The sequence below is a fragment of the Paracoccus sp. S4493 genome (assembly GCF_000967735.1).
Lineage (GTDB): Bacteria > Pseudomonadota > Alphaproteobacteria > Rhodobacterales > Rhodobacteraceae > Paracoccus > Paracoccus marcusii.
Genome location: NZ_JXYF01000029.1, coordinates 67879 through 86178, shown reverse-complemented (window position 1 = coordinate 86178; position 18300 = coordinate 67879). Strand labels below are relative to the sequence as shown.

At 69.3% G+C, this 18300-nt stretch carries 18 protein-coding genes; 12 read left to right on the top strand and 6 right to left on the bottom strand.

The annotated features are described in order from the left end of the window. Positions 1-11: 11 nt before the first annotated feature. The 5 genes from tsaE to trxA all read left to right on the top strand — a co-directional run bounded on the left by tsaE (position 12) and on the right by trxA (position 8748). A complete protein-coding gene (gene tsaE, locus TW83_RS06435) occupies positions 12-1388 on the top strand; it encodes a tRNA (adenosine(37)-N6)-threonylcarbamoyltransferase complex ATPase subunit type 1 TsaE (protein WP_045981946.1) in 1377 nt (458 codons plus the stop codon). Beyond that, on the top strand, positions 1388-2041 hold the full coding sequence (locus tag TW83_RS06430; protein WP_045981945.1) for a nucleotidyltransferase family protein: 654 nt from the start codon (positions 1388-1390) through the stop codon (positions 2039-2041). Before tsaE ends, TW83_RS06430 begins: the two co-directional genes overlap by 1 nt. Next, positions 2034-4982 carry a double-strand break repair protein AddB gene (gene addB / locus TW83_RS06425; RefSeq protein ID WP_045981944.1) on the top strand — a complete coding sequence of 983 codons (2949 nt, stop codon included), beginning with the start codon at positions 2034-2036 and terminating at the stop codon, positions 4980-4982. The genes TW83_RS06430 and addB overlap by 8 nt, the downstream gene beginning before the upstream one ends. Further along, positions 4975-8346, top strand: coding sequence for a double-strand break repair helicase AddA (gene addA / locus TW83_RS06420; RefSeq protein WP_239441297.1), 3372 nt, complete (start codon positions 4975-4977; stop codon positions 8344-8346). Before addB ends, addA begins: the two co-directional genes overlap by 8 nt. Positions 8347-8427: 81 nt before the next feature. After that, positions 8428-8748 (top strand): thioredoxin, encoded by a 321-nt coding sequence (gene trxA / locus TW83_RS06415; RefSeq protein WP_042251409.1) that lies wholly within the window; start codon positions 8428-8430, stop codon positions 8746-8748. A gap of 34 nt (positions 8749-8782) precedes the next feature. Here the strand turns inward: trxA and TW83_RS06410 are convergent, their stop codons facing one another. Next, positions 8783-9682 carry a hypothetical protein gene (locus TW83_RS06410; RefSeq protein ID WP_045981942.1) on the bottom strand — a complete coding sequence of 300 codons (900 nt, stop codon included), beginning with the start codon at positions 9680-9682 and terminating at the stop codon, positions 8783-8785. A 99-nt stretch (positions 9683-9781) separates the two neighbouring features. On the opposite strand from TW83_RS06410, the gene hslV reads away from it, so the two are divergent. The 3 genes from hslV (at position 9782) to TW83_RS06395 (ending at position 11949) form a co-directional block, all read left to right on the top strand. Next, on the top strand, positions 9782-10336 hold the full coding sequence (gene hslV, locus TW83_RS06405; RefSeq protein WP_045981941.1) for an ATP-dependent protease subunit HslV: 555 nt from the start codon (positions 9782-9784) through the stop codon (positions 10334-10336). A gap of 63 nt (positions 10337-10399) precedes the next feature. After that, positions 10400-11707: an ATP-dependent protease ATPase subunit HslU gene (gene hslU, locus TW83_RS06400; RefSeq protein ID WP_045981975.1), complete on the top strand. Its 1308-nt coding sequence runs from the start codon at positions 10400-10402 to the stop codon at positions 11705-11707. Between the two features lie 62 nt (positions 11708-11769). After that, positions 11770-11949, top strand: a complete 180-nt coding sequence (locus tag TW83_RS06395; protein WP_045981940.1) for a PLDc N-terminal domain-containing protein — start codon at positions 11770-11772, stop codon at positions 11947-11949. Positions 11950-12000: 51 nt separating this feature from the next. Here the strand turns inward: TW83_RS06395 and TW83_RS06390 are convergent, their stop codons facing one another. Together TW83_RS06390 and TW83_RS06385 are read right to left on the bottom strand one after the other, a co-directional pair. Continuing rightward, on the bottom strand, positions 12001-12612 hold the full coding sequence (locus TW83_RS06390; protein WP_045981939.1) for a Smr/MutS family protein: 612 nt from the start codon (positions 12610-12612) through the stop codon (positions 12001-12003). Then, entirely contained in the window at positions 12612-13274 is a 663-nt protein-coding gene (locus TW83_RS06385; protein ID WP_045981938.1) for a Tim44/TimA family putative adaptor protein, read from the bottom strand. Before TW83_RS06385 ends, TW83_RS06390 begins: the two co-directional genes overlap by 1 nt. A 111-nt stretch (positions 13275-13385) precedes the next feature. Here TW83_RS06385 and TW83_RS06380 point away from each other — a divergent pair, with 111 nt between their 5' ends. The 3 genes from TW83_RS06380 to TW83_RS06370 are packed head-to-tail and all read left to right on the top strand — an operon-like array spanning position 13386 to position 15113. Continuing rightward, complete coding sequence (locus tag TW83_RS06380) at positions 13386-13925, top strand: FxsA family protein (protein ID WP_045981937.1); 540 nt, start codon at positions 13386-13388, stop codon at positions 13923-13925. 57 nt (positions 13926-13982) lie between these two features. After that, complete coding sequence (secB, locus tag TW83_RS06375) at positions 13983-14498, top strand: protein-export chaperone SecB (RefSeq protein WP_045981936.1); 516 nt, start codon at positions 13983-13985, stop codon at positions 14496-14498. Positions 14499-14504: 6 nt separating this feature from the next. Beyond that, positions 14505-15113 (top strand): HD family hydrolase, encoded by a 609-nt coding sequence (locus tag TW83_RS06370; protein WP_045981935.1) that lies wholly within the window; start codon positions 14505-14507, stop codon positions 15111-15113. A 54-nt stretch (positions 15114-15167) separates the two neighbouring features. Here TW83_RS06370 and TW83_RS06365 read toward each other — a convergent pair whose 3' ends face one another. From TW83_RS06365 to TW83_RS06355, 3 genes are all read right to left on the bottom strand, one after another. Continuing rightward, entirely contained in the window at positions 15168-15479 is a 312-nt protein-coding gene (locus tag TW83_RS06365; RefSeq protein ID WP_045981934.1) for an H-NS histone family protein, read from the bottom strand. An 80-nt stretch (positions 15480-15559) separates the two neighbouring features. Beyond that, on the bottom strand, positions 15560-16111 hold the full coding sequence (locus TW83_RS06360; protein WP_042252328.1) for an ActR/PrrA/RegA family redox response regulator transcription factor: 552 nt from the start codon (positions 16109-16111) through the stop codon (positions 15560-15562). Between the two features lie 77 nt (positions 16112-16188). Further along, positions 16189-16818: an SCO family protein gene (locus TW83_RS06355; RefSeq protein WP_045981933.1), complete on the bottom strand. Its 630-nt coding sequence runs from the start codon at positions 16816-16818 to the stop codon at positions 16189-16191. 92 nt (positions 16819-16910) lie between these two features. Here TW83_RS06355 and TW83_RS06350 point away from each other — a divergent pair, with 92 nt between their 5' ends. After that, positions 16911-18257 (top strand): ActS/PrrB/RegB family redox-sensitive histidine kinase, encoded by a 1347-nt coding sequence (locus TW83_RS06350; protein ID WP_239441296.1) that lies wholly within the window; start codon positions 16911-16913, stop codon positions 18255-18257. The last annotated feature ends 43 nt before the right edge of the window (positions 18258-18300 follow it).

Genomic DNA, 18300 nt, shown 5'->3' with positions numbered 1-18300 from the left:
AGAACCGGGGCATGAACACGCGCCTGATCGCCACCGAGACCCTGACCGCAGCCCTGGCCCGGATGCTGGCCGCCCAGATCGCGCCCCCGGCGACGATCCTGCTGGACGGTCCGGTGGGCGCGGGCAAGACGCATTTCGCCCGCGCCTTCATCCGCGCCCGCCAGGGCGATGCGGCCGAGGACGTGCCCAGCCCCACCTTCACACTGGTCCAGACCTATGACGACCCGATGGGCACGCAGATCTGGCATGCCGACCTGTACCGCCTGACCGACCCGTCCGAGTTGACCGAACTGGGCCTGAACGAGGCGATGGAGGACGCGATCTGCCTGATCGAATGGCCCGACCGGCTGGACCACGTCCCGCCCGGCGCCATCATCATCGCGATCGGCGCAGACCCGGACCCCGACCTACGCCGCATCGACATGGCGTTCCCCGGCGCCGACCGTCTGGCGGCGCGGGCGGCATTCGTCGTCACGGCGGGGCATGGCGATGCGCGGGTGCTGCCCTTGGCGGGCGATGCCTCGGCCCGGCGGTATTTCCGGCTGCCGGGGGTGGGCGTGCTGATGGACGACCCTTCGGGGTCCGTGGCGCCGTTCCTGACGATGACCGACTGGCTGCGCGGCCGCGGGTTCGGCGCGCCCAGGGTTCTGGCGCAGGACGCCGATCAGGGGTTCCTGCTGCTGGAGGATCTGGGCGACGATCTGGTGGCACGCGTGCTGGCCGACAGGCCCGATCTGGGTCCGCTGATCCACGACCGCATCACCGACCTGCTGGTCGACCTGCACCGTCAGCCGGTCCCCGCTTTCGTGGCGCCGCTGGACGGGCCGGCGATGGGCGATCTGGCGGCGCTGTTCGTCGATTATTATCCGGGGGCCGACCTGCCGGACCTGCCCGCGCTGATCGCCGATCTGCACGACTGCCTGTGCGGCGATCTGCCCCCCGCCATCAGCCTGCGCGATTTCCATGCCGAGAACCTGGTCTGGCGCGGCGACGCGCCCCTGGGCCTGCTGGACTATCAGGACGCGGTGGCCGCGCACCCGGCCTATGACCTGGTATCCGCCCTGCAGGACGCGCGCCGCGACGTGGACCCGGCCACGGAACAGGCGCAGATCGCCCGCTATCTGGCCGCGACCGCCGTGGCCGAGGCCCCGTTCCGCGCGGCCTATGCCCTGATCGGCGCACAGCGGGCGCTGCGCATCCTGGGTGTCTTTGCCCGGCTGGCGATCCGGAACGGCAAGCCGCGCTATCTGGCCTTCATGCCGCGGGTCTGGGCGCATCTGCAGCGCGACCTGGCGCATCCGGCGCTGGCGCCTCTGCGGGCCATGCTGGCGAACGTGCCCGCCCCCGACGCCGCCCTGCGCGAAAGGATCGCCCGATACCGTCCCTGATGATCTTTGCCGCGGGCCTGGGCACGCGGATGCGCCCGCTGACCGACGACCGGCCGAAACCGTTGATCCCGGTTTCGGGACGCACCCTGCTGGACCGCGCGCTGGACCTTGGCCGCGACGCGGGCGCCGCGCCCATCGTGGTCAACACGCATTACCTGGGCGATCAGATCGAACGGCATCTGGCCGGTCAGGAGGTCGCGATCAGCGCCGAGCCGGACCTGATCCTGGACACCGGCGGCGGGCTGCGCCAGGCGCTGCCCCTGCTGGGACCGGGGCCGGTGATGACGCTGAACCCCGACGTGGTCTGGACCGGGCCGAACGTCCTGTCGGCGCTGATGGCGGCGTGGGACGACCGCATGGACGCGCTGCTGGCGCTGGTGCCGCTGGCGCAGGCCACGGCGCGGCAGGGGGCGGGCGATTTCAGCTTGGATGGCGGACGCCTGAGCAGGCGGGGCGACTATGTCTATGCAGGCGCCCAGATCATCCGCACCGATCGGCTGGCCGAAATCGGCGATGCAGTGTTTTCGCTGAACCGCCTGTGGGATCTGATGATCGCGGACGGGCGCGCGCATGGGCTGATCCATCCCGGCGGCTGGTGCGACGTAGGATATCCCGCCGCCATCCCCCTGGCCGAGGCGCTGCTGGATGGCTGAGATGCGCGGTCTTTACGCGCTGCCCCCCGGCGTGGATTTTGCCGACGCCTTCGTGCGGGGCCTGCTGGAGCGGATGGCGGACCAGCCGCCCGAGGCGCTGGCCGGGGTCACCGTCTTCGTCAACGCCGCGTCCACGCGCGGGGCGCTGTATCGTGCCTTCGACAGGGCGGGGCCGCTGCTGCTGCCGCAGATCCGGTCGATCACCGGGGTCGATCCGGGGCCCCTGGTCATGCCGGCCCCGCCGGTGCCGCCCCTGGCGCGGCGGCTGGAACTGGCGCGGCTGATCGCGCAGATGCTGGCCATGCGTCCCGATCTGGGGGCGGGTCATTCGATCCCGGTGCTGGCGCAGTCCCTGTCCCAGCTGATGGTCGAGATGCAGACCGAAGGCCGCGACCTGTCCGACCTGGAGGCGATCGACACCGGCGATCATGCCCGCCACTGGCAGAACGCGCTGGCCTTCCTGCGCATCGCGGCCCAGTTTCACCTGGGCGACCCGTCCCAGGACCGCCCCGCCCGCCAGCGCGCCGCGGCCCAGGCCGCCGCCCGCGACTGGCCGCAGGGCATCGATCTGCCGCAGGGCCCGGTGATCGTCGCGGGGTCGACCGGATCGCACGGGGCGACGCGGTTGTACATGCAGGCGGTGGCCGCGCTGCCCAACGGCGCCGTGGTGCTGCCCGGTTTCGATTTCGACCAGCCCGCCCCGGTCTGGGATGGGCTGGAGCGCGCCGACGATCATCCGCAGGCGCGGTTCGCGCCGCTGATCGCGGAGGCGGGCTATCCCCAGCGCTGGACCGCGGTGCGGCCGCCATCCGAGGGGCGCAACCGGCTGATCTCTCTGGCGCTGCGGCCCGCGCCGGTCACCGACCAGTGGATCGCCGAGGGCCCCGCCCTGCCCGACCTGATCGCCGCCACCGCGGATCTGACCCTGATCGAGGCCGACCAGCCCGGCCAGGAAGCCGAGACCATCGCCCTGATCATGCGCGACGCCGCCGAACGCGGCGGCGAACAGGTCACGCTGATCGCGGCCGACAGCGGCCTGATCCGGCGCGTCACCGCGGCGCTGGACCGCTGGCACATCCGCCCCGACGACAGCGCGGGCCGGCCCCTGCCGCTGACCGCGCCGGGCCTGTTCCTGCGCCAGGTGGCCGCGCTGTTCGGTCAGCCGCTGACCATCGACCGGCTGCTGATCCTGCTGAAGCATCCGCTGACCGCGACCGGATCGACCGCGATCGGGCGCAACGACATGCTGCGCGAGACGCGCGAGCTGGAACTGCAGCTGCGCCGGAACGGCCCGGCCTTTCCCGATGCCGCCACGCTGGCCGATTGGGCGACCAAGGGCGACGGCACGCGCAAGATCTGGGCGGAATGGCTGGCCGCGATGCTGTCGCGCATCACCGCCGTGGCCCGCGACCGGGCGCCGCGGCCCCTGCCCCATCGGCTGGCCGACCTGCTGGGCCTGGCCCAGGCCCTGGCGGCGGGACCGGATGGCGATGCGGAACGCTCTCAGCTGTGGCAGGACAAGGCCGGGCAGATGGCCCGCGCGGTGCTGGACCATCTGGTGGAACACGCGGCGCTTGGCCCCGACATCGGCCCGGGCGACTTCAGCGCGCTGCTGGTCACCGAACTGCAGGCCAAGGCGGTGCGCGACGATGTCGAGGCACATCACTGCCTGCGCATCCACGGCCCGCGCGAGGCGCGTCTGCACGGCCACGGCACCGTGATCCTGTCCGGCCTGAACGAGGGGGGCTGGCCGCAGGCCCTGTCGCCCGACCCCTGGCTGTCGCGCCAGATGCGCGCCGCTGCGGGCCTGCCCTTGCCCGAACGCCAGATCGGGCTGGCGGCGCACGACTTTCAGCAGGCCGTGGCTGCCGACCGGGTCTATCTGACCCGCGCGAAACGCGATGCCGAGGCCGAGACCATCCCGTCGCGCTGGCTGAACCGGATGCTGAACCTGATGGGCGGGCTGCCGGATCGCGGCGGTCCAGAGGCGCTGGCCCGGATGCGGGCGCGCGGTGCGGAATGGCTGGCCCTGGCGCAGGCCGTGGCGCGGCCCCCCGCCCCGGTGCCCCCGGCGGCGCGCCCCTCGCCCATCCCGCCGCTGCCCCTGTTCCCGGACCTGCCGGTGACGGACGTGTCGCTGCTGATCCGCGACCCCTATGCGGTCTATGCCAAGCGCGTGCTCGGCCTGCGCGCGCTGCCCCCGCTGCGCCCGCAGCCCGACGCGTCGCTGCGCGGCCAGACCCTGCATGCCATCGTCGAGGCGCTGCTGCACAGCCGTCCCACCCCCGACACCCCGCCCGAGGTTCTCAGGGACCGGTTCCTGGCGCTGACCGACCGGGTGCTGGCGGACGAGGTGCCCTGGCCCGCCGCCCGCGCCTTCTGGTCGGCGCGCATCGCGCGGATCGCCGACCGCATCGTCGCGGACGAGCTGACCCGCCTGGCCGAGGGGCGGCCGATGGTCGTGGAGCATCGCGGAAAGGTGCCCGTGGCGGACCTGGGCATCACCCTGACCGCCAAGCCCGACCGGATCGACCTGCTGACCGACAACCGCGTCGTGGTCTATGACTACAAATCCGGCACGCCGCCGACCGACGCGATGATCCGCCATTTCGACAAGCAGCTGATGCTGGAGGCCGCGATGGCGCGCCGCGGCGGGTTCGACGCGCTTGGCCCGGTGGACGTGGCGGGCCTGCGCTACATCCAGCTGGGCGGAGAGGGCAAGACCCACCCACGCGAACATGACGACCTGGTCGAGGCCGAGACCTGGGACGGCTTCGTCCGCCTGCTGCGGTCCTATGTGACCGGAGAGGCCGGGTTCACCGCGATGCGTGCGCCCCAAAGCACGTCCTATGCGGGCGATTACGATCACCTGGCGCGGTACGGCGAATGGGCGTTGACCGATGCCGCGGCGCCGCGAAAGGTGGGCGATCATCATGGATGAGGCGACGCTGAACCAGATCGCGGCGGCCGATCCGCTGCGCTCGACCTGGCTGACGGCCAATGCCGGGTCGGGCAAGACCCGCGTGCTGACCGACCGTGTCGCGCGGCTGCTGCTGGCGGGGACGCCGCCCGAACGCATCCTGTGCCTGACCTATACCAAGGCCGCCGCGACCGAGATGCAGAACCGCCTGCTGGCGCGGCTTGGAACCTGGGCGATGCTGCCCGAATCCGCCCTGCGTGCCGAACTGGCCCAGCTGGGCGAGGGGGGCGATCCCGACCTGCCCGCCGCGCGGCGCCTGTTCGCCCGCGCGATCGAGACGCCGGGCGGCCTCAAGGTGCAGACGATCCACAGCTTTTGCGCCGCCGTCCTGCGCCGCTTTCCGCTGGAGGCCGGGGTGCCGATGGGGTTCGCGGAACTGGACGACCGCAGCGCCCGCGCCATGCGCGCCGAGATCATCGAGGCGATGGCCGAGGAATCCCACCCCGCCATCGCGGACCTGACCCGCCTTCAGGGGGGCGACGACCTGGACGGGTTCCTGGCCGGGCTGTCCCTGGCCGATTACGCGGACGCCCCCGACGCGGCGGCGATCTGGGCCGCGCTGGACCTGCCCCCCGGCCTGACGGCGGACAGCCTGCTGGCCGGGGTCTTCACGGGCGGCGAAGGTGATCTGGCCGATGCCGTGATCCCGCCGCTGCGGGGCAGTTCCGCCAATGACGTCAAGCTGGCCGAGGCGCTGGCGCAGGTGAACTGGCGCGATCCCGGCATGGACGACCTGTCCCGCCTGTTCGGGTGTCTGCTGTTCGGTGGCAGCGCCAAGGTGCCGTTCGGTGCCAAGACCGGCAAGATCCCGACCAAGGCCATGGCCACCGGCCCCTGCGCCCCCTTCATGGACGATCTGGATGCCCTGATGGAGCGGGTCGAGCTGGCCCGCCCGCAGGCGCTGGCCCTGGCGGCGGCGGAACGCACGCTGGCGCTGCACCGGTTCGGGCATGCCTTCGCGGCGCGCATGAACGCGGCCAAGGCGGCGCAGGGCTGGCTGGATTTCGACGACCTGATCGGCCGCACCGCCGCGCTGCTGGAGGAATCCAGCATGGCGCAATGGGTGCTGTGGCGTCTGGACGGCGGCATCGACCATATCCTAGTCGACGAGGCGCAGGACACCAGCCCCGGCCAGTGGCGGGTGATCCGCCGCCTGACCGACGAATTCACCAGCGGCGCCGGCGCACATGACCGGCCCCGCACGCTGTTCGTGGTGGGCGATCCGAAACAGTCGATCTATTCGTTCCAGGGTGCCGACATCACCGTGTTCGAAGCGATGCGCGACCGCTTCGCCGCCGATTTCCAGGCCGTGCAGGCGCCCATGCAGCAGCGCGGGCTGGCCCACAGCTTTCGGTCGTCGCCCGCCGTGCTGGCGCTGGTCGACGCGGTGTTCCAGGGAGAGGCCGCGACGGGCCTGGGCGATCCGCCCCGGCACGTGGCCTTCAAGGCGGCCCTGCCCGGCCGCGTGGACATCTGGCCCGCGCTGCCCAAGCCCGACAAGACCGACCCCGAGGACTGGACCCGCCCGGTCGATGCGCCGTCCGAAAACGACGCCGACACGCAGCTGGCCCGCCATGTCGCGATCCAGATCCGTGCGATGCTGGGCAGTCCCATCATCGACGCGAAATCGGGCCAGCCGCGGCCCCTGCATGCGGGCGACATCCAGATCCTGGTCCAGCGGCGCGGCACGCTGTTCGCGGCGCTGATCGCGGCGCTGAAATCGGCGGGCCTGCCGGTGGCGGGGGCCGACCGCCTGCGCCTGGCGGGCGAGCTGGCCGTACGCGACATCATCGCCACCTTGTCGGTGCTGGCCACGCCCGAGGACGACCTGTCGCTGGCGGCTGCGCTGCGCTCTCCGCTGTTCGGGCTGTCCGAGGACGACCTGTACCGCCTGGCCCATGGCCGCCGGTCGCGCGAATACCTGTGGATGCGCCTGCGCGAATCGTCCCACGTGGACGCACAGGCGGTGCTGAACGACCTGGCCGGGCAGGCCGACTATCTGCGCCCGCACGACCTGATCGCCCGGCTACTGACCCGCCATGGCGGCCGCGCCGCCCTGTTGGCCCGCCTTGGCCCCGAGGCCGTGGACGGCATCGACGAGCTGATGTCCCAGGCCCTGGCCTATGAGCAGGTGGAAACCCCGTCCCTGACCGGCTTCCTGGTCTGGCTGGCCCAGGATGAGGTCGAGGTGAAACGACAGCTGCCCGGCGGCGCGGGCGGTCTGATCCGGGTGATGACGGTACACGGATCGAAGGGCCTGGAAAGCCCCGTGGTGATCCTGCCCGAGACCCAGGTCCGCAAGCCCAACAACCGCCAGGCGCTGGTGCGTCTGGACGACATGCCGGTCTGGCGCGGCGCCGCGCCCGAACGCTGCGACGCGGTCGCGATGGCCGTCGCCGAATGGCAGCGGCGGCAGGAGGAGGAGCGGCGGCGCCTGCTGTATGTCGCGATGACGCGGGCCGAAAGCTGGCTGATCGTGGCCGCCGCCGGCGACACGGGCGAGGGGCTGGACAGCTGGCACGCGATGGTCGCCGAAGGCGCGGGCCGCACCGCCCTGACGCGTCAGGACCTGCCGATCGAAGGCGTCGGCACCGGGCTGCGCCTGTCCTGGGGCGACTGGCCGGCAGAGGCCGAAAGCCCGGCCCCCGATGCGGCCGTGCCGGTCGCGGCGCCGGACTGGGCGCTGCGCATGGCCCCGCCCGCGCCTGATTTCGTAGGCCCGGTGACGGCCAGCGGGCTGGGCGGCGCCAAGGTGCTGGCCGGGACCAGCGCAGGCGACCGCGACGCTGCGATGCTGCGCGGCACGCGGCTGCACCTGCTGCTGGAGCATCTGCCCGCCCATCCCGCATCCGACTGGCCGCGCATCGCCCGTGCGATCCTGTCGGGGGCCGAAGGCGGCCTGCCCGACGCCCCGGACATGGCCGACCTGCTGGACGAGGCCCACGCGGTCCTGTCCGCGCCGGCCCTGACGCAGGTTCTGCAGCCCGGAGAGGGCGCCCGCATCCTGTCCGAAGTCGCGCTGACCGCGCCCGTCGCAGGCCTGGGGACGCTGAACGGGGTGATCGACCGGCTGGTGGTGACCGACGCGCTGATCACGGCCGTCGACTACAAGACCAATGCCGACGTGCCACAGGATGCCGATGCCGTGCCGGAGGGCATCCTGCGGCAGATGGCGGCCTATCGCGCGGCGCTGCGGGGCATCTGGCCGGACCGCCCGATCCGCATGGCGGTGCTGTGGACGGCGACGCGCAGCCTGATGACGCTGCCCGATGCGCTGCTGGACCGGGTGATGGCGGGGCTGGTCAAGGCGACCCCTGCCCCTTGACCCGTCCCCATGCGGCCCATACCTGTTGGACAGAACCCGACCTGCCGGCCCGTCCGGCCCATCCCCAAAAGGAGCCCGAACATGGCCACCGTGCATGTGAACGACGCTGAATTCGACGCTGAAGTGCGTCAGGCCGACACCCCCGTGATCGTCGATTTCTGGGCCGAATGGTGCGGCCCCTGCAAGCAGATTGGCCCCGCCCTGGAAGAGCTTTCCGACGAATATGCCGGCAAGATCAAGATCGTGAAGATCAACGTCGACGAGAACCCCGAACAGGCCGCGGCCCTGGGCGTGCGCGGCATCCCCGCCCTGTTCATGTTCAAGGGCGGAGAGGTCGTGTCGAACCGCATGGGCGCCGCCCCCAAGGCCGCGCTGAAAAGCTGGATCGACGAATCCGTCTGATCTCTGCCTGATTTGTGCGAAAGGCAGCGGCGCCTCAGACGGGCCAGCCGCCTTTTTTCATGGCCGCCAGCAGGCGGTCGTCGGCATCGGGCGCCATCATGTCCAGGCTGGTGCGGCGCAGGAACCAGTCCAGGAATTTCGCGGTCGGGGGTGCGTGGTCCGCCGCCATCGCCACGGCGCGGTCGGCGCCCAGGTGCCCCGCGTTCAGCGTGACGTGATGATAATCCGACAGGGCGAACAGCACGACGGGCTTGCCCAGGATCAGCCCGTCGAAGCCCACCCCGCTGTTCTGGGTCACGACGAAGGCGCAGTCGCGCAGGCGCGCGCCCGTGTCACCGCCGATGGTCAGGTTCGGATGATCGCGGGCCAGGCGGTCCAGGGCCGCGCGGTCGGCATCGTCATAGACCTCCTTGGGGTGCAGGGTCGCGATGCAGGGCCGGCCCGTGCGGGCGGCGGCGCGGATCATCTGGACGGGGCTGGCCGACTGAAAGCTGCGCTGGCGGCGGATGTGGCCCTGCAGCGGGATCAGGATGTGATCGCCCCGCACCGGCTCCGGCCCCGGCAGCACGCGGTCGCGCAGGCGGCGGGCAAAGTTGTGCGCGGCACCGTCCTCGATCCGGGCGGGATCGAACGAGGCCTGCGCGATGGGCCAGCGCCAGCGTTCGGCCACCCGCTCCAGCCGCCAGTAGGGATAGTGATAGGCGAGGCGAAAGGTCAGCGCGTGGTCATGGGTCGGACGTTCCATGTTGAACAGCGCATGGCCGGGGCGGTCGGGAGCCTGCGCGCGCGCATCGGGGCCGGACCGCGCGATGCGGATCTGCCAGCCCCGGGGTTCCAGCAGCGCGCGGATGCGGTTCAGGATGCCCAGCTTGCCCGCCTGCGCGGTCTGCAGGACGGGCGGATGCAGATATACGGTCAGCAGCAGATCGCTCATGGCGCGACGCTAGGGGGGGACCGGACGGTTTTCAACGGGTTGCAAGCCGGGCGGGGCGTCCATATCTGCTGCCCCAACGTAGACAGAACGGAGCGCGCAATGGCTGATGACAAGTTTCCCGGCTGGCATGGCACCACGATCCTGGCGGTCCGCCGGGGCGGCAAGGTGGTCGTGGCGGGCGATGGGCAGGTCAGCGTCGGTCCGACCGTGATGAAGGGCAGCGCGCGCAAGGTGCGCCGCCTGGCCCCCGGCGGGCGCGACGTGGTCGTGGGCTTTGCCGGATCGACCGCCGATGCCTTCACCCTGCTGGAACGGCTGGAGAAGAAGCTGGAGGCCGCGCCCGGACAGCTGCAGCGCGCCTGCGTGGATCTGGCCAAGGATTGGCGCATGGACAAGTACCTGCGCAACCTGGAGGCCATGCTGATCGTGACCGACGGGACCGACCTGCTGGTGGTGACCGGAGCGGGCGACGTGCTGGAGCCCGAGCATGACGTGGCGGCCATCGGGTCGGGCGGAAACTTTGCCCTGGCCGCGGCGCGGGGGTTGCTGGAGAGCGATCTGGATGCCGAGGCGATCGCGCGCAAGGCCATGCAGATCGCGGCCGACATCTGCGTCTATACCAACGGGCGTCTGACGGTCGAAACCATCGGTTGATGGGTATTTGGACAAAGAAGAAGGGGCGCGCGGTGCACGGCGCCGGACCCCGTGGAGAACGACATGAGTGACCTGACCCCCCGCGAGATCGTATCCGAACTGGACCGGTTCATCATCGGGCAGAGCGATGCCAAGCGCGCCGTCGCCGTGGCCCTGCGCAACCGCTGGCGCCGCAAGCAGCTAGACGACGACCTGCGCGACGAGGTGTATCCCAAGAACATCCTGATGATCGGACCGACCGGTGTCGGCAAGACCGAGATCAGCCGCCGCCTGGCCAAGCTGGCCAACGCGCCCTTCATCAAGGTGGAAGCGACCAAGTTCACCGAAGTGGGCTATGTCGGTCGCGATGTCGAACAGATCATCCGCGACCTGACGGACGCCGCCATGATCGACACGCGCGAGCGGATGCGCGAGGCGGTCAAGGCCCGTGCCCACAAGGCCGCCGAGGAGCGTGTCGTCGAGGCGCTGGCCGGCAAGGACGCCCGCGACGGCACCCGCCAGATGTTCCGCGACAAGCTGAAGCGCGGAGAGCTGGACGACACGGTGATCGAGCTGGAGGTCCAGGACAATTCCAACCCGCTTGGCGGGATGGAGATGCCGGGCCAGCCGGGCCAGCCCTTGGGCGGGATGATGGATCTGTCGGGTCTGATGAAGGCCTTCGGCGGCCGCAAGGTGCGCCGCAAGGTGACGGTGGCGGAAAGCTATGAGCTTCTGATCGCCGAGGAGGCCGACAAGCTGTTGGACGACGATGCGGTCAAGGCGACCGCGCTGGAGGCCGTGCAGCAGAACGGCATCGTCTTCATCGACGAGATCGACAAGGTCTGCGCCCGTGCCGAGGCGCGCGGCGGCGATGTCAGCCGCGAGGGCGTCCAGCGCGACCTGCTGCCGTTGATCGAGGGCACGACGGTCAGCACGAAATACGGCGCGGTCAAGACGGACCACATCCTGTTCATCGCCTCGGGCGCGTTCCATGTGGCCAAGCCGTCGGACCTGCTGCCCGAATTGCAAGGCCGCCTGCCGATCCGGGTCGAACTGCGCGCCCTGACCGAGGAGGATTTCATCCGCATCCTGACCGAGACCGACAACGCCCTGACGCGCCAGTACACCGCGCTGATGCAGACCGAGGGCGTGACCGTCGATTTCACCCAGGACGGCATCGCCTCGCTGGCCCGCATCGCGGCCGAGGTGAACGCATCCGTGGAGAACATCGGGGCACGCCGGTTGTACACCGTGATCGAGCGGGTGTTCGAGGAGCTGTCCTTCACCGCCCCGGACCGCAGCGGCCAGTCGGTCAGCGTCGATGCCGATTTCGTGGAACGCCATCTGGGCGATCTGTCGCGGTCGACCGACCTGTCGCGCTACGTGCTGTGAACGGGGGAACCTGCGGCCAGCCTGTGGTGTTGGCTGGCTGAACACAACAGGGGACGGATCACATGGGTTGGCTTTTCAGCGTCATCATCTTTGCACTGGATGTCTGGGCGATCGCGCAGATCATCAACACCAATGCCAGCAACAAGTCCAAGATCCTGTGGATTCTGCTGATCGTGATCCTGCCGGTGGTCGGCCTGATCATCTGGTACTTTGCCGGACCCAAGTCCAACGTCAGGCTTTGACGCGACCACACTGACCTGACGCCAGCGCCCCCCGATTTCGGGGGGCGTCTTTCATTGCGGCCTGCGCAGATAGACGTAATAGGCGCCGTCGCCGCCATGACGGAAATGCGCGGTCGTCACCTGCTGGACCACCGCCGCCAGGGGCGGGCTGTGCAGCCAATAGGGCACCTGATGGCGCAGTGCGCCGGGCCGCGTCGGCAGCGGGCCGTGGTCGCCCCGCCCCTTGCCCGTGATGACCAGCACCAGCCGCAGCCCTGACGCATGGCAGGACAGGATGAACCGCAGCAGTTCTGGTCCCGCCGCGGCCAGCGTCAGCCCGTGCAGGTCCAGACGGGCCTCGGGGCGCAGCTTGCCCTGGCTCATCTTGCGATGCGTGCGGGCATCCATTCGCAGCCCGGCTTGGGCCAGACGTTCGGCCGGGGTCTGAGGGCGCGCGACGACGGGGGTGGCGGGCTTGGCCGCCTGACCGATGCGGAACCGGGGCATCGCCTGCGGCTGCGGCGGTGCGGCGGCCGGGGCGACCGCGGGCGGTGCGACGAATGCGGAAAAGGCCGCCAGATCGGCGGCCTGTCCTTTGCGCTTGGGGTCAAGCGGCTCTGCGGTTCGGGCGACGCGGGACCACAGGTCCCGGTCTTCGGGCGTCAGGCCCCTGCGCCGGCGCATCAGCTTGTCGCGACAAGCTGCCAGTTCGGATCATCCTGGCCCATGCGGCGCGCAAAGGTCCAGGTGTCCTTCTGCTTGCGCGAAGCCTTGGGATCGCCATCGATCACCGTGCCGTCGGCGTCTCGGGTCGCGGCGATCAACTCTCCGACGAATCGGATCGAGATCTCGGCAAGACCGGTCGCGGGGTCGAACTCCGCCGCGGCCAGCTTGGTGTCGCGGGTACCCAGATAGGTCGCCTCGACCGTCTGGCCGTTGGCAACGCGCTGGTCGATCACCGACTGGAACGCCTCTGCCACGGGATCGGACAGGAACGGGCGCACCTCGGTCAGATCGCCCCGTTCGAAGGCCATCAGGATCATCTCATAGGCGCTGCGGGCACCGCCCAGGAAATCGCGCAGCCCGAACGACGGTTCGACCCGTTTCATCGCGGCCAGCGCCTTGGCCGCGGCACCGCCGGCCTCGGCATGGTCCAGGATGTCGTGATCGACCTCTTCGGCGGACCCCTCGATCACCTCGAAACGGGCGGGCGTGGTGCTGGCCGTCGGCTGGTCGACCTGCGGCGGCTCAAAGCCGTCACGCGTCCCCAGCACGTTTTTCAGCCGTAGGATCAGGAAGATCGCGATCCCGGCAAGGACGATCAGCTGAAGAAGCGGGTTGGACATGCAGGCAACCTCTGGGTCATAACGGGTCGTTGGTATCGGGCGGTCTGTGCATTATGTAGGGAGTGCCTCGGCGCAAGTCCAGTTTCCGCGCCGGCAGGAAGGGGAATTCACATGCGGCTGATCGCCATGTTTCTGGTGGTGCCGATCATCGAGATCGCGCTGTTCATCCAGGTCGGGGGCCTGATCGGCCTGTGGCCCACGCTGGCGCTGGTGCTGCTGTCGGCGGTGGCCGGCGTCGCCATCATGCGCAGCCAGGGTGCGCGGGCCGGCATGCAGATCCAGCGCAGCCTGGCCGAGATGCGCGATCCGTCACGCCCGCTGGCGCATGGCGCGATGATCATCGCCGCGGGCCTGCTGCTGCTGCTGCCGGGGTTCTTCAGCGATTCCTTGGGTCTGCTGCTGTTGATCCCCGCGGTCCGGACGATGCTGATGGCGCAGCTTGCGCGCCGCGTTCGCGCATCGCGGGTCCAGATGCATGCTGCGACGATGCGCCGCGACCCGCATCGCCCGCCCTATGACAAGGGCGTGATCGACGGCGAATTCGTCGTGGCCGACGAGGACGACCGCCGTCCGCCCGTCGATCTGCCGCTGGACACCGACGACACGGGCCCCTCGCGGCCGGGACGCGGGTCGGGCTGGACCCGGCATTGAGGGCAGGCGGCCGGCCTGCTACAAGCTGGGACAAATCCGCATCACAAAGGTAGGACCATGGCCGAAGAAACCCCGCAGAACGGCGCACAGCCCGCAGCAGCGGCACAGCCGCGCATGCAGATCATGGCACAGTTCATCCGCGACCTGTCCTTCGAGAACGCCGTGGCCCAGAAGGGCGCACCCCAGGGCGAGGTCCAGCCCGAGATCACCGTCCAGGTCAGCCTGGACGCCCGCAAGCGCGGCAGCGACACCCAGTTCGAGGTGATCACCAAGTACCGCGTCACCTCGACCAACAAGGGCGACGGCGCGACGCTGTTCCTGGCGGAGCTGGACTATGGCGGGGTGTTCCAGATCGAGGGCGTGCCGCAGGATCAGCTGCACCCCTTCCTGATGATCGAATGCCCGCGGATGCTGTTCCCCTATGTGCGTCGCATCATCTCGGACATGACCCGCGACGGGGGATTCCCGGCGTTCAACATGGACCCGGTCGATTTCGTGGCGCTGTATCGCCAGGAACTGGCGCGCCGCGCCCAGACCGCGCAGGCGGCACCCGCCGATCAGCGCCTGTCCTAAGGCCCGATGGCCAAGCCCGCATCGCGTGCCTGGCAGCGGATGCTGTCGGGCCGCAGGCTGGACCTGCTGGACCCGACGCCCTTCGACATCGAGATCGAGGACATCGCCCACGGTCTGGCCTTCGTCGCACGCTGGAACGGCCAGACGCGCGGCGACTGGCCCTATTCGGTGGCCGAACATTCGTTGCTGGTGGAACAGATCTTCGACGGGCTGAACCCCGGCAGCGATCCCTGCTGGCAGCTGGCGGCCCTGCTGCATGATGCGCCGGAATACGTGATCGGGGACATGATCTCTCCGGTCAAGGCGGCATTGGGGCGGGAATACGGGGCGATGGACGAACGGCTGGCCTCGGCCATCCACCGTCGGTTCGGCCTGCCCGCGACGCTGCCCGTGACGGTCAAGCGGCGCATCAAGGCCGCCGACCGCGTGTCCGCCCGCCTGGAGGCCGTGACCATCGCAGGCTTTGCCCTGCCCGAAGCGCGGCGTCTTTTCCCCGTCCCCGAGGCGCAGATGCTGCCAGACCTGCAGATCACCCTGCGCCCGCCCGCCCAGACACGGGCCGCGTATCTTGAACGGTTCGCACAGCTGATCGCCCTGATCGACAAGACACGCTGATACGCAAAAGGGGGCCGCAAGGACCCCCTGTCGATCACGTCGGCGATGCGTGGATCAGATCAGCAGATCGTCCAGCTCCTTGCCGCTTTCCAGGCATTCCTGCACCCAACGCGGTTTGCGGCCGCGACCCGTCCAGGTCATCGTCGGGTCCTGCGGGTTGGCGTATTTCGGGGCGACGGTCCCGGACTTGCGCGTCTTGGCGCCGGTCAGCTCGGACAGGTTGAAGCCATGCTCGCGCGCGGCTTCCTCGATGGCCGTCAGGGCTTCGCGCCGCTTGCGGTCCTCATAGGAGTTGATCGCGCGATCCAGCTTGGTCCGCAGGTCGCGCATTTCCTTGAGGGACATGGTGTCGAAATCGATGCTCATTGGTTCCGGTTTCTATATAGAGAATGTTAATCCCCATCTAATATAGACCGTTTTTTTAAACGTTCAATATATTTAAATCGTCAGCGTGGTCCGCGTTTTGCCAGAATACGCTGCAATGTGCGGCGATGCATATGCAATCGGCGCGCGGTTTCACTGACATTACGCTCGCATTGCTCATAGACGCGTTGAATATGCTCCCACCGCACGCGATCTGCGGACATCGGGTTTTCCGGTGGCGGCGGCAGCAATTCACCGCTGGACAGCAATGCGGATGTCACGTCATTCGCGTCGGCGGGCTTTGCCAGATAATCTGTGGCACCCATCTTCACCGCGGCGACGGCCGTGGCGATGGCGCCGTATCCGGTCAGGACGATGATGCGGGCATCGGCGCGCCGTTCGCGCAGCGCCTCGACCACGTCAAGGCCGTTCCCGTCCTCCAAACGCAGGTCCACGACCGCGTAGGCGGGCGCACGACGTTCGATCAGGCGCATCGCACCGGCCACGGTCAGCGAGGTTTCCGGCTGAAACCCGCGCTTTTCCATCGCGCGCGCCAGGCGGGTCACGAAGATCTCGTCATCGTCGACCAGCAGCAGCGAGGCGTCGGGGCCGATTTGAGCGTTCAACTGATCCATCTGTTGGCCTTTTCACGGAATTTAACGGCAAATGGGCAGTCGCGCGGGCAATATCAAACCCCATGCGACAAACTGCCTTATGCAGAGGCATCGGCATAACAGGCGACGGTCTCGGCAATCTGTTCGGGGGTGGTTTCGCGGGAAAAGAATTCGACCGTCTTTCCGCCGGGCATCACCAGATAGGTATTTGTCATGTGATCGACCAGATAATATTCCTGATCCTCTTCGTCATTCAGCTTGAAGTAATTGCGCCAGCCCTTGTTTACGGCGGCAATCTCCTCGTCGCTGCCGGTCAGGCCGATCATGCGGTCGGAAAACAATTCGGTATAGTCCGCCAGAACCTCGGGGGTGTCGCGGCGGGGATCGACGGTGACAAAGACGGTCTGCACATCCTCTCCGGCCGCTGTCAGCAGCGCCTCGGCCTCGGCGTTGCGGGCGCTGTCCAGGGGGCAGACGTCGGGGCAGAAGGTATAGCCGAAATAGAGAAGCGTCGGCTTGTCGAAGACATCCTGGTCGGTGACACGCTGGCCGTCGTCGCGCGTCAGGGTGAAGGGCGTGCCAAAGGCGTCCATGCCCCCCGCGACGCTGCTGCTGCTGCATTGCACGAACTGGTCGTCGCCCGGACGCATGGTCAGGAACAGCGCCCCGCCCGCCAGCACGCCGATGGCGGCCGCAGTGCCGATCAGCAGGATTTTCCGGTCCGTCATTGGCGGGCCTCCTTCGCGTGTCAAATGCCCGCATTGATCGTCCATCGGCGCGCGGGTATCAAGATCGGGCAATGTCGCAGCAAGGGTCGACGATGTCCACATCCACAGCCCCCGACGACATCGCCGATCCCGACCTGCACAAGGCCATGTCGCGGCCGATCGACACCCCCAAGGCCGAACCGATCCGCATGCGCACGCTGGTGCTGTTGCGCTGGTTCGCCATCGGCGGGCAGATGGCCGCTGTCATCGTCGCGTGGATGATGGGCATCGGCTTCGTCAAGACGCCGATCATCCTGCTGATCGCGGCGTCGATCACCATGAACCTGTGGCTGTTTTTGCGCCCGCACAAACGGACCTCTCCTGGGCGCGCGGTGCGGCAGCTGTCCTTCGACCTGGTCCAGATCTCGACGCTGATGGCGCTGACCGGGGGGATGGCCAATCCCTTCGCGCTGCTGGTGCTGGCGCCGGTCACGATCGCGGCCGCGTCGCTGAACGCGCGGCAGGTGCTGGCCCTGGGGCTGGCCACGGTGGCGCTGATCTCGGTCGCGGCGGTCTTCGGGCTGCCGCTGCGCGATCCGGACGGCCAGATCCTGCGGATGGAGCCGATCCTGGCCGTCGGCCACTGGGTCGCACTGGTCATCGGCGTGGTGTTCTTTGCGGGCTACGCGCATCGGGTGACGGCGGAACTGTCGGACACCTCGGGCGCGCTGTTCGCGACCCAGATGGCCCTGTCGCGCGAACAGCGTCTGCAGCATCTGGGCGGCGTCGTGGCGGCCGCCGCGCACGAGATGGGCACCCCCCTGGCCACCATCAAGCTGATCGCCGGCGAACTGGCGGACGAGCTGCGCGACCGCCCCGACCTGCATGCAGACGCCATCGCCCTGCGCGACAGCGCCGACCGCTGCGCGGCGATCCTGCGCAGCATGGGGCGCGCGGGCAAGGACGACCTGCACATGCGCGCGGCCCCGCTGCGCGCCGTGCTGGAGGACGCCGCCCAGCCCCACATGGACCGCGGCCCCCTGATCGAGATCCATGCCGAAGGCCCGGTGATCCACCGCGATCCGGCCATCATCCACGCGCTGCGCAACCTGATCCAGAACGCCGTCGATTTCGCCGAAAGCCGCGTCGTGATCGAGACCCAGGTGACGCAGGGCGCGCTGGTCGTCACGGTGCGCGATGACGGGCCGGGCTATCCGCCGCATCTGCTGTCACGGATCGGCGACCCCTATCTGACCCGGCGCGCCGAGGCGCAGCGCGGCAGCTACGAAGGGATGGGCCTGGGCCTGTTCATCGCCAAGACGCTGCTGGAACGGTCGGGCGCGCGGCTGACCTTTGCCAATGGCGGGCCGGGTGCCATGGTGTCGGTGCGCTGGCCGCTGGACCGCATCCGCGCGCATGACCGGATCGCGCTGGCCCACAATCCGACCTTCGACGCCTGAGTTTCTTAACGCCCTGTTAATCAAGCCCGGATTATGGTCCCAT

Coding starts and splice junctions, on each gene's coding strand:
- hslU (WP_045981975.1), top strand. CDS start 10,400: ATGAGTGACCTGACCCCCCGCGAGATCGTATCCGAACTGGACCGGTTC.
- hslV (WP_045981941.1), top strand. CDS start 9,782: ATGGCTGATGACAAGTTTCCCGGCTGGCATGGCACCACGATCCTGGCG.
- trxA (WP_042251409.1), top strand. CDS start 8,428: ATGGCCACCGTGCATGTGAACGACGCTGAATTCGACGCTGAAGTGCGT.
- addA (WP_239441297.1), top strand. CDS start 4,975: ATGGATGAGGCGACGCTGAACCAGATCGCGGCGGCCGATCCGCTGCGC.
- TW83_RS06350 (WP_239441296.1), top strand. CDS start 16,911: ATGTCCACATCCACAGCCCCCGACGACATCGCCGATCCCGACCTGCAC.
- TW83_RS06390 (WP_045981939.1), bottom strand. CDS start 12,612: ATGCGCCGGCGCAGGGGCCTGACGCCCGAAGACCGGGACCTGTGGTCC.
- TW83_RS06380 (WP_045981937.1), top strand. CDS start 13,386: ATGCGGCTGATCGCCATGTTTCTGGTGGTGCCGATCATCGAGATCGCG.
- TW83_RS06430 (WP_045981945.1), top strand. CDS start 1,388: ATGATCTTTGCCGCGGGCCTGGGCACGCGGATGCGCCCGCTGACCGAC.
- TW83_RS06365 (WP_045981934.1), bottom strand. CDS start 15,479: ATGAGCATCGATTTCGACACCATGTCCCTCAAGGAAATGCGCGACCTG.
- TW83_RS06355 (WP_045981933.1), bottom strand. CDS start 16,818: ATGACGGACCGGAAAATCCTGCTGATCGGCACTGCGGCCGCCATCGGC.
- TW83_RS06360 (WP_042252328.1), bottom strand. CDS start 16,111: ATGGATCAGTTGAACGCTCAAATCGGCCCCGACGCCTCGCTGCTGCTG.
- secB (WP_045981936.1), top strand. CDS start 13,983: ATGGCCGAAGAAACCCCGCAGAACGGCGCACAGCCCGCAGCAGCGGCA.
- TW83_RS06410 (WP_045981942.1), bottom strand. CDS start 9,682: ATGAGCGATCTGCTGCTGACCGTATATCTGCATCCGCCCGTCCTGCAG.
- TW83_RS06370 (WP_045981935.1), top strand. CDS start 14,505: ATGGCCAAGCCCGCATCGCGTGCCTGGCAGCGGATGCTGTCGGGCCGC.
- tsaE (WP_045981946.1), top strand. CDS start 12: ATGAACACGCGCCTGATCGCCACCGAGACCCTGACCGCAGCCCTGGCC.
- addB (WP_045981944.1), top strand. CDS start 2,034: ATGGCTGAGATGCGCGGTCTTTACGCGCTGCCCCCCGGCGTGGATTTT.
- TW83_RS06385 (WP_045981938.1), bottom strand. CDS start 13,274: ATGTCCAACCCGCTTCTTCAGCTGATCGTCCTTGCCGGGATCGCGATC.
- TW83_RS06395 (WP_045981940.1), top strand. CDS start 11,770: ATGGGTTGGCTTTTCAGCGTCATCATCTTTGCACTGGATGTCTGGGCG.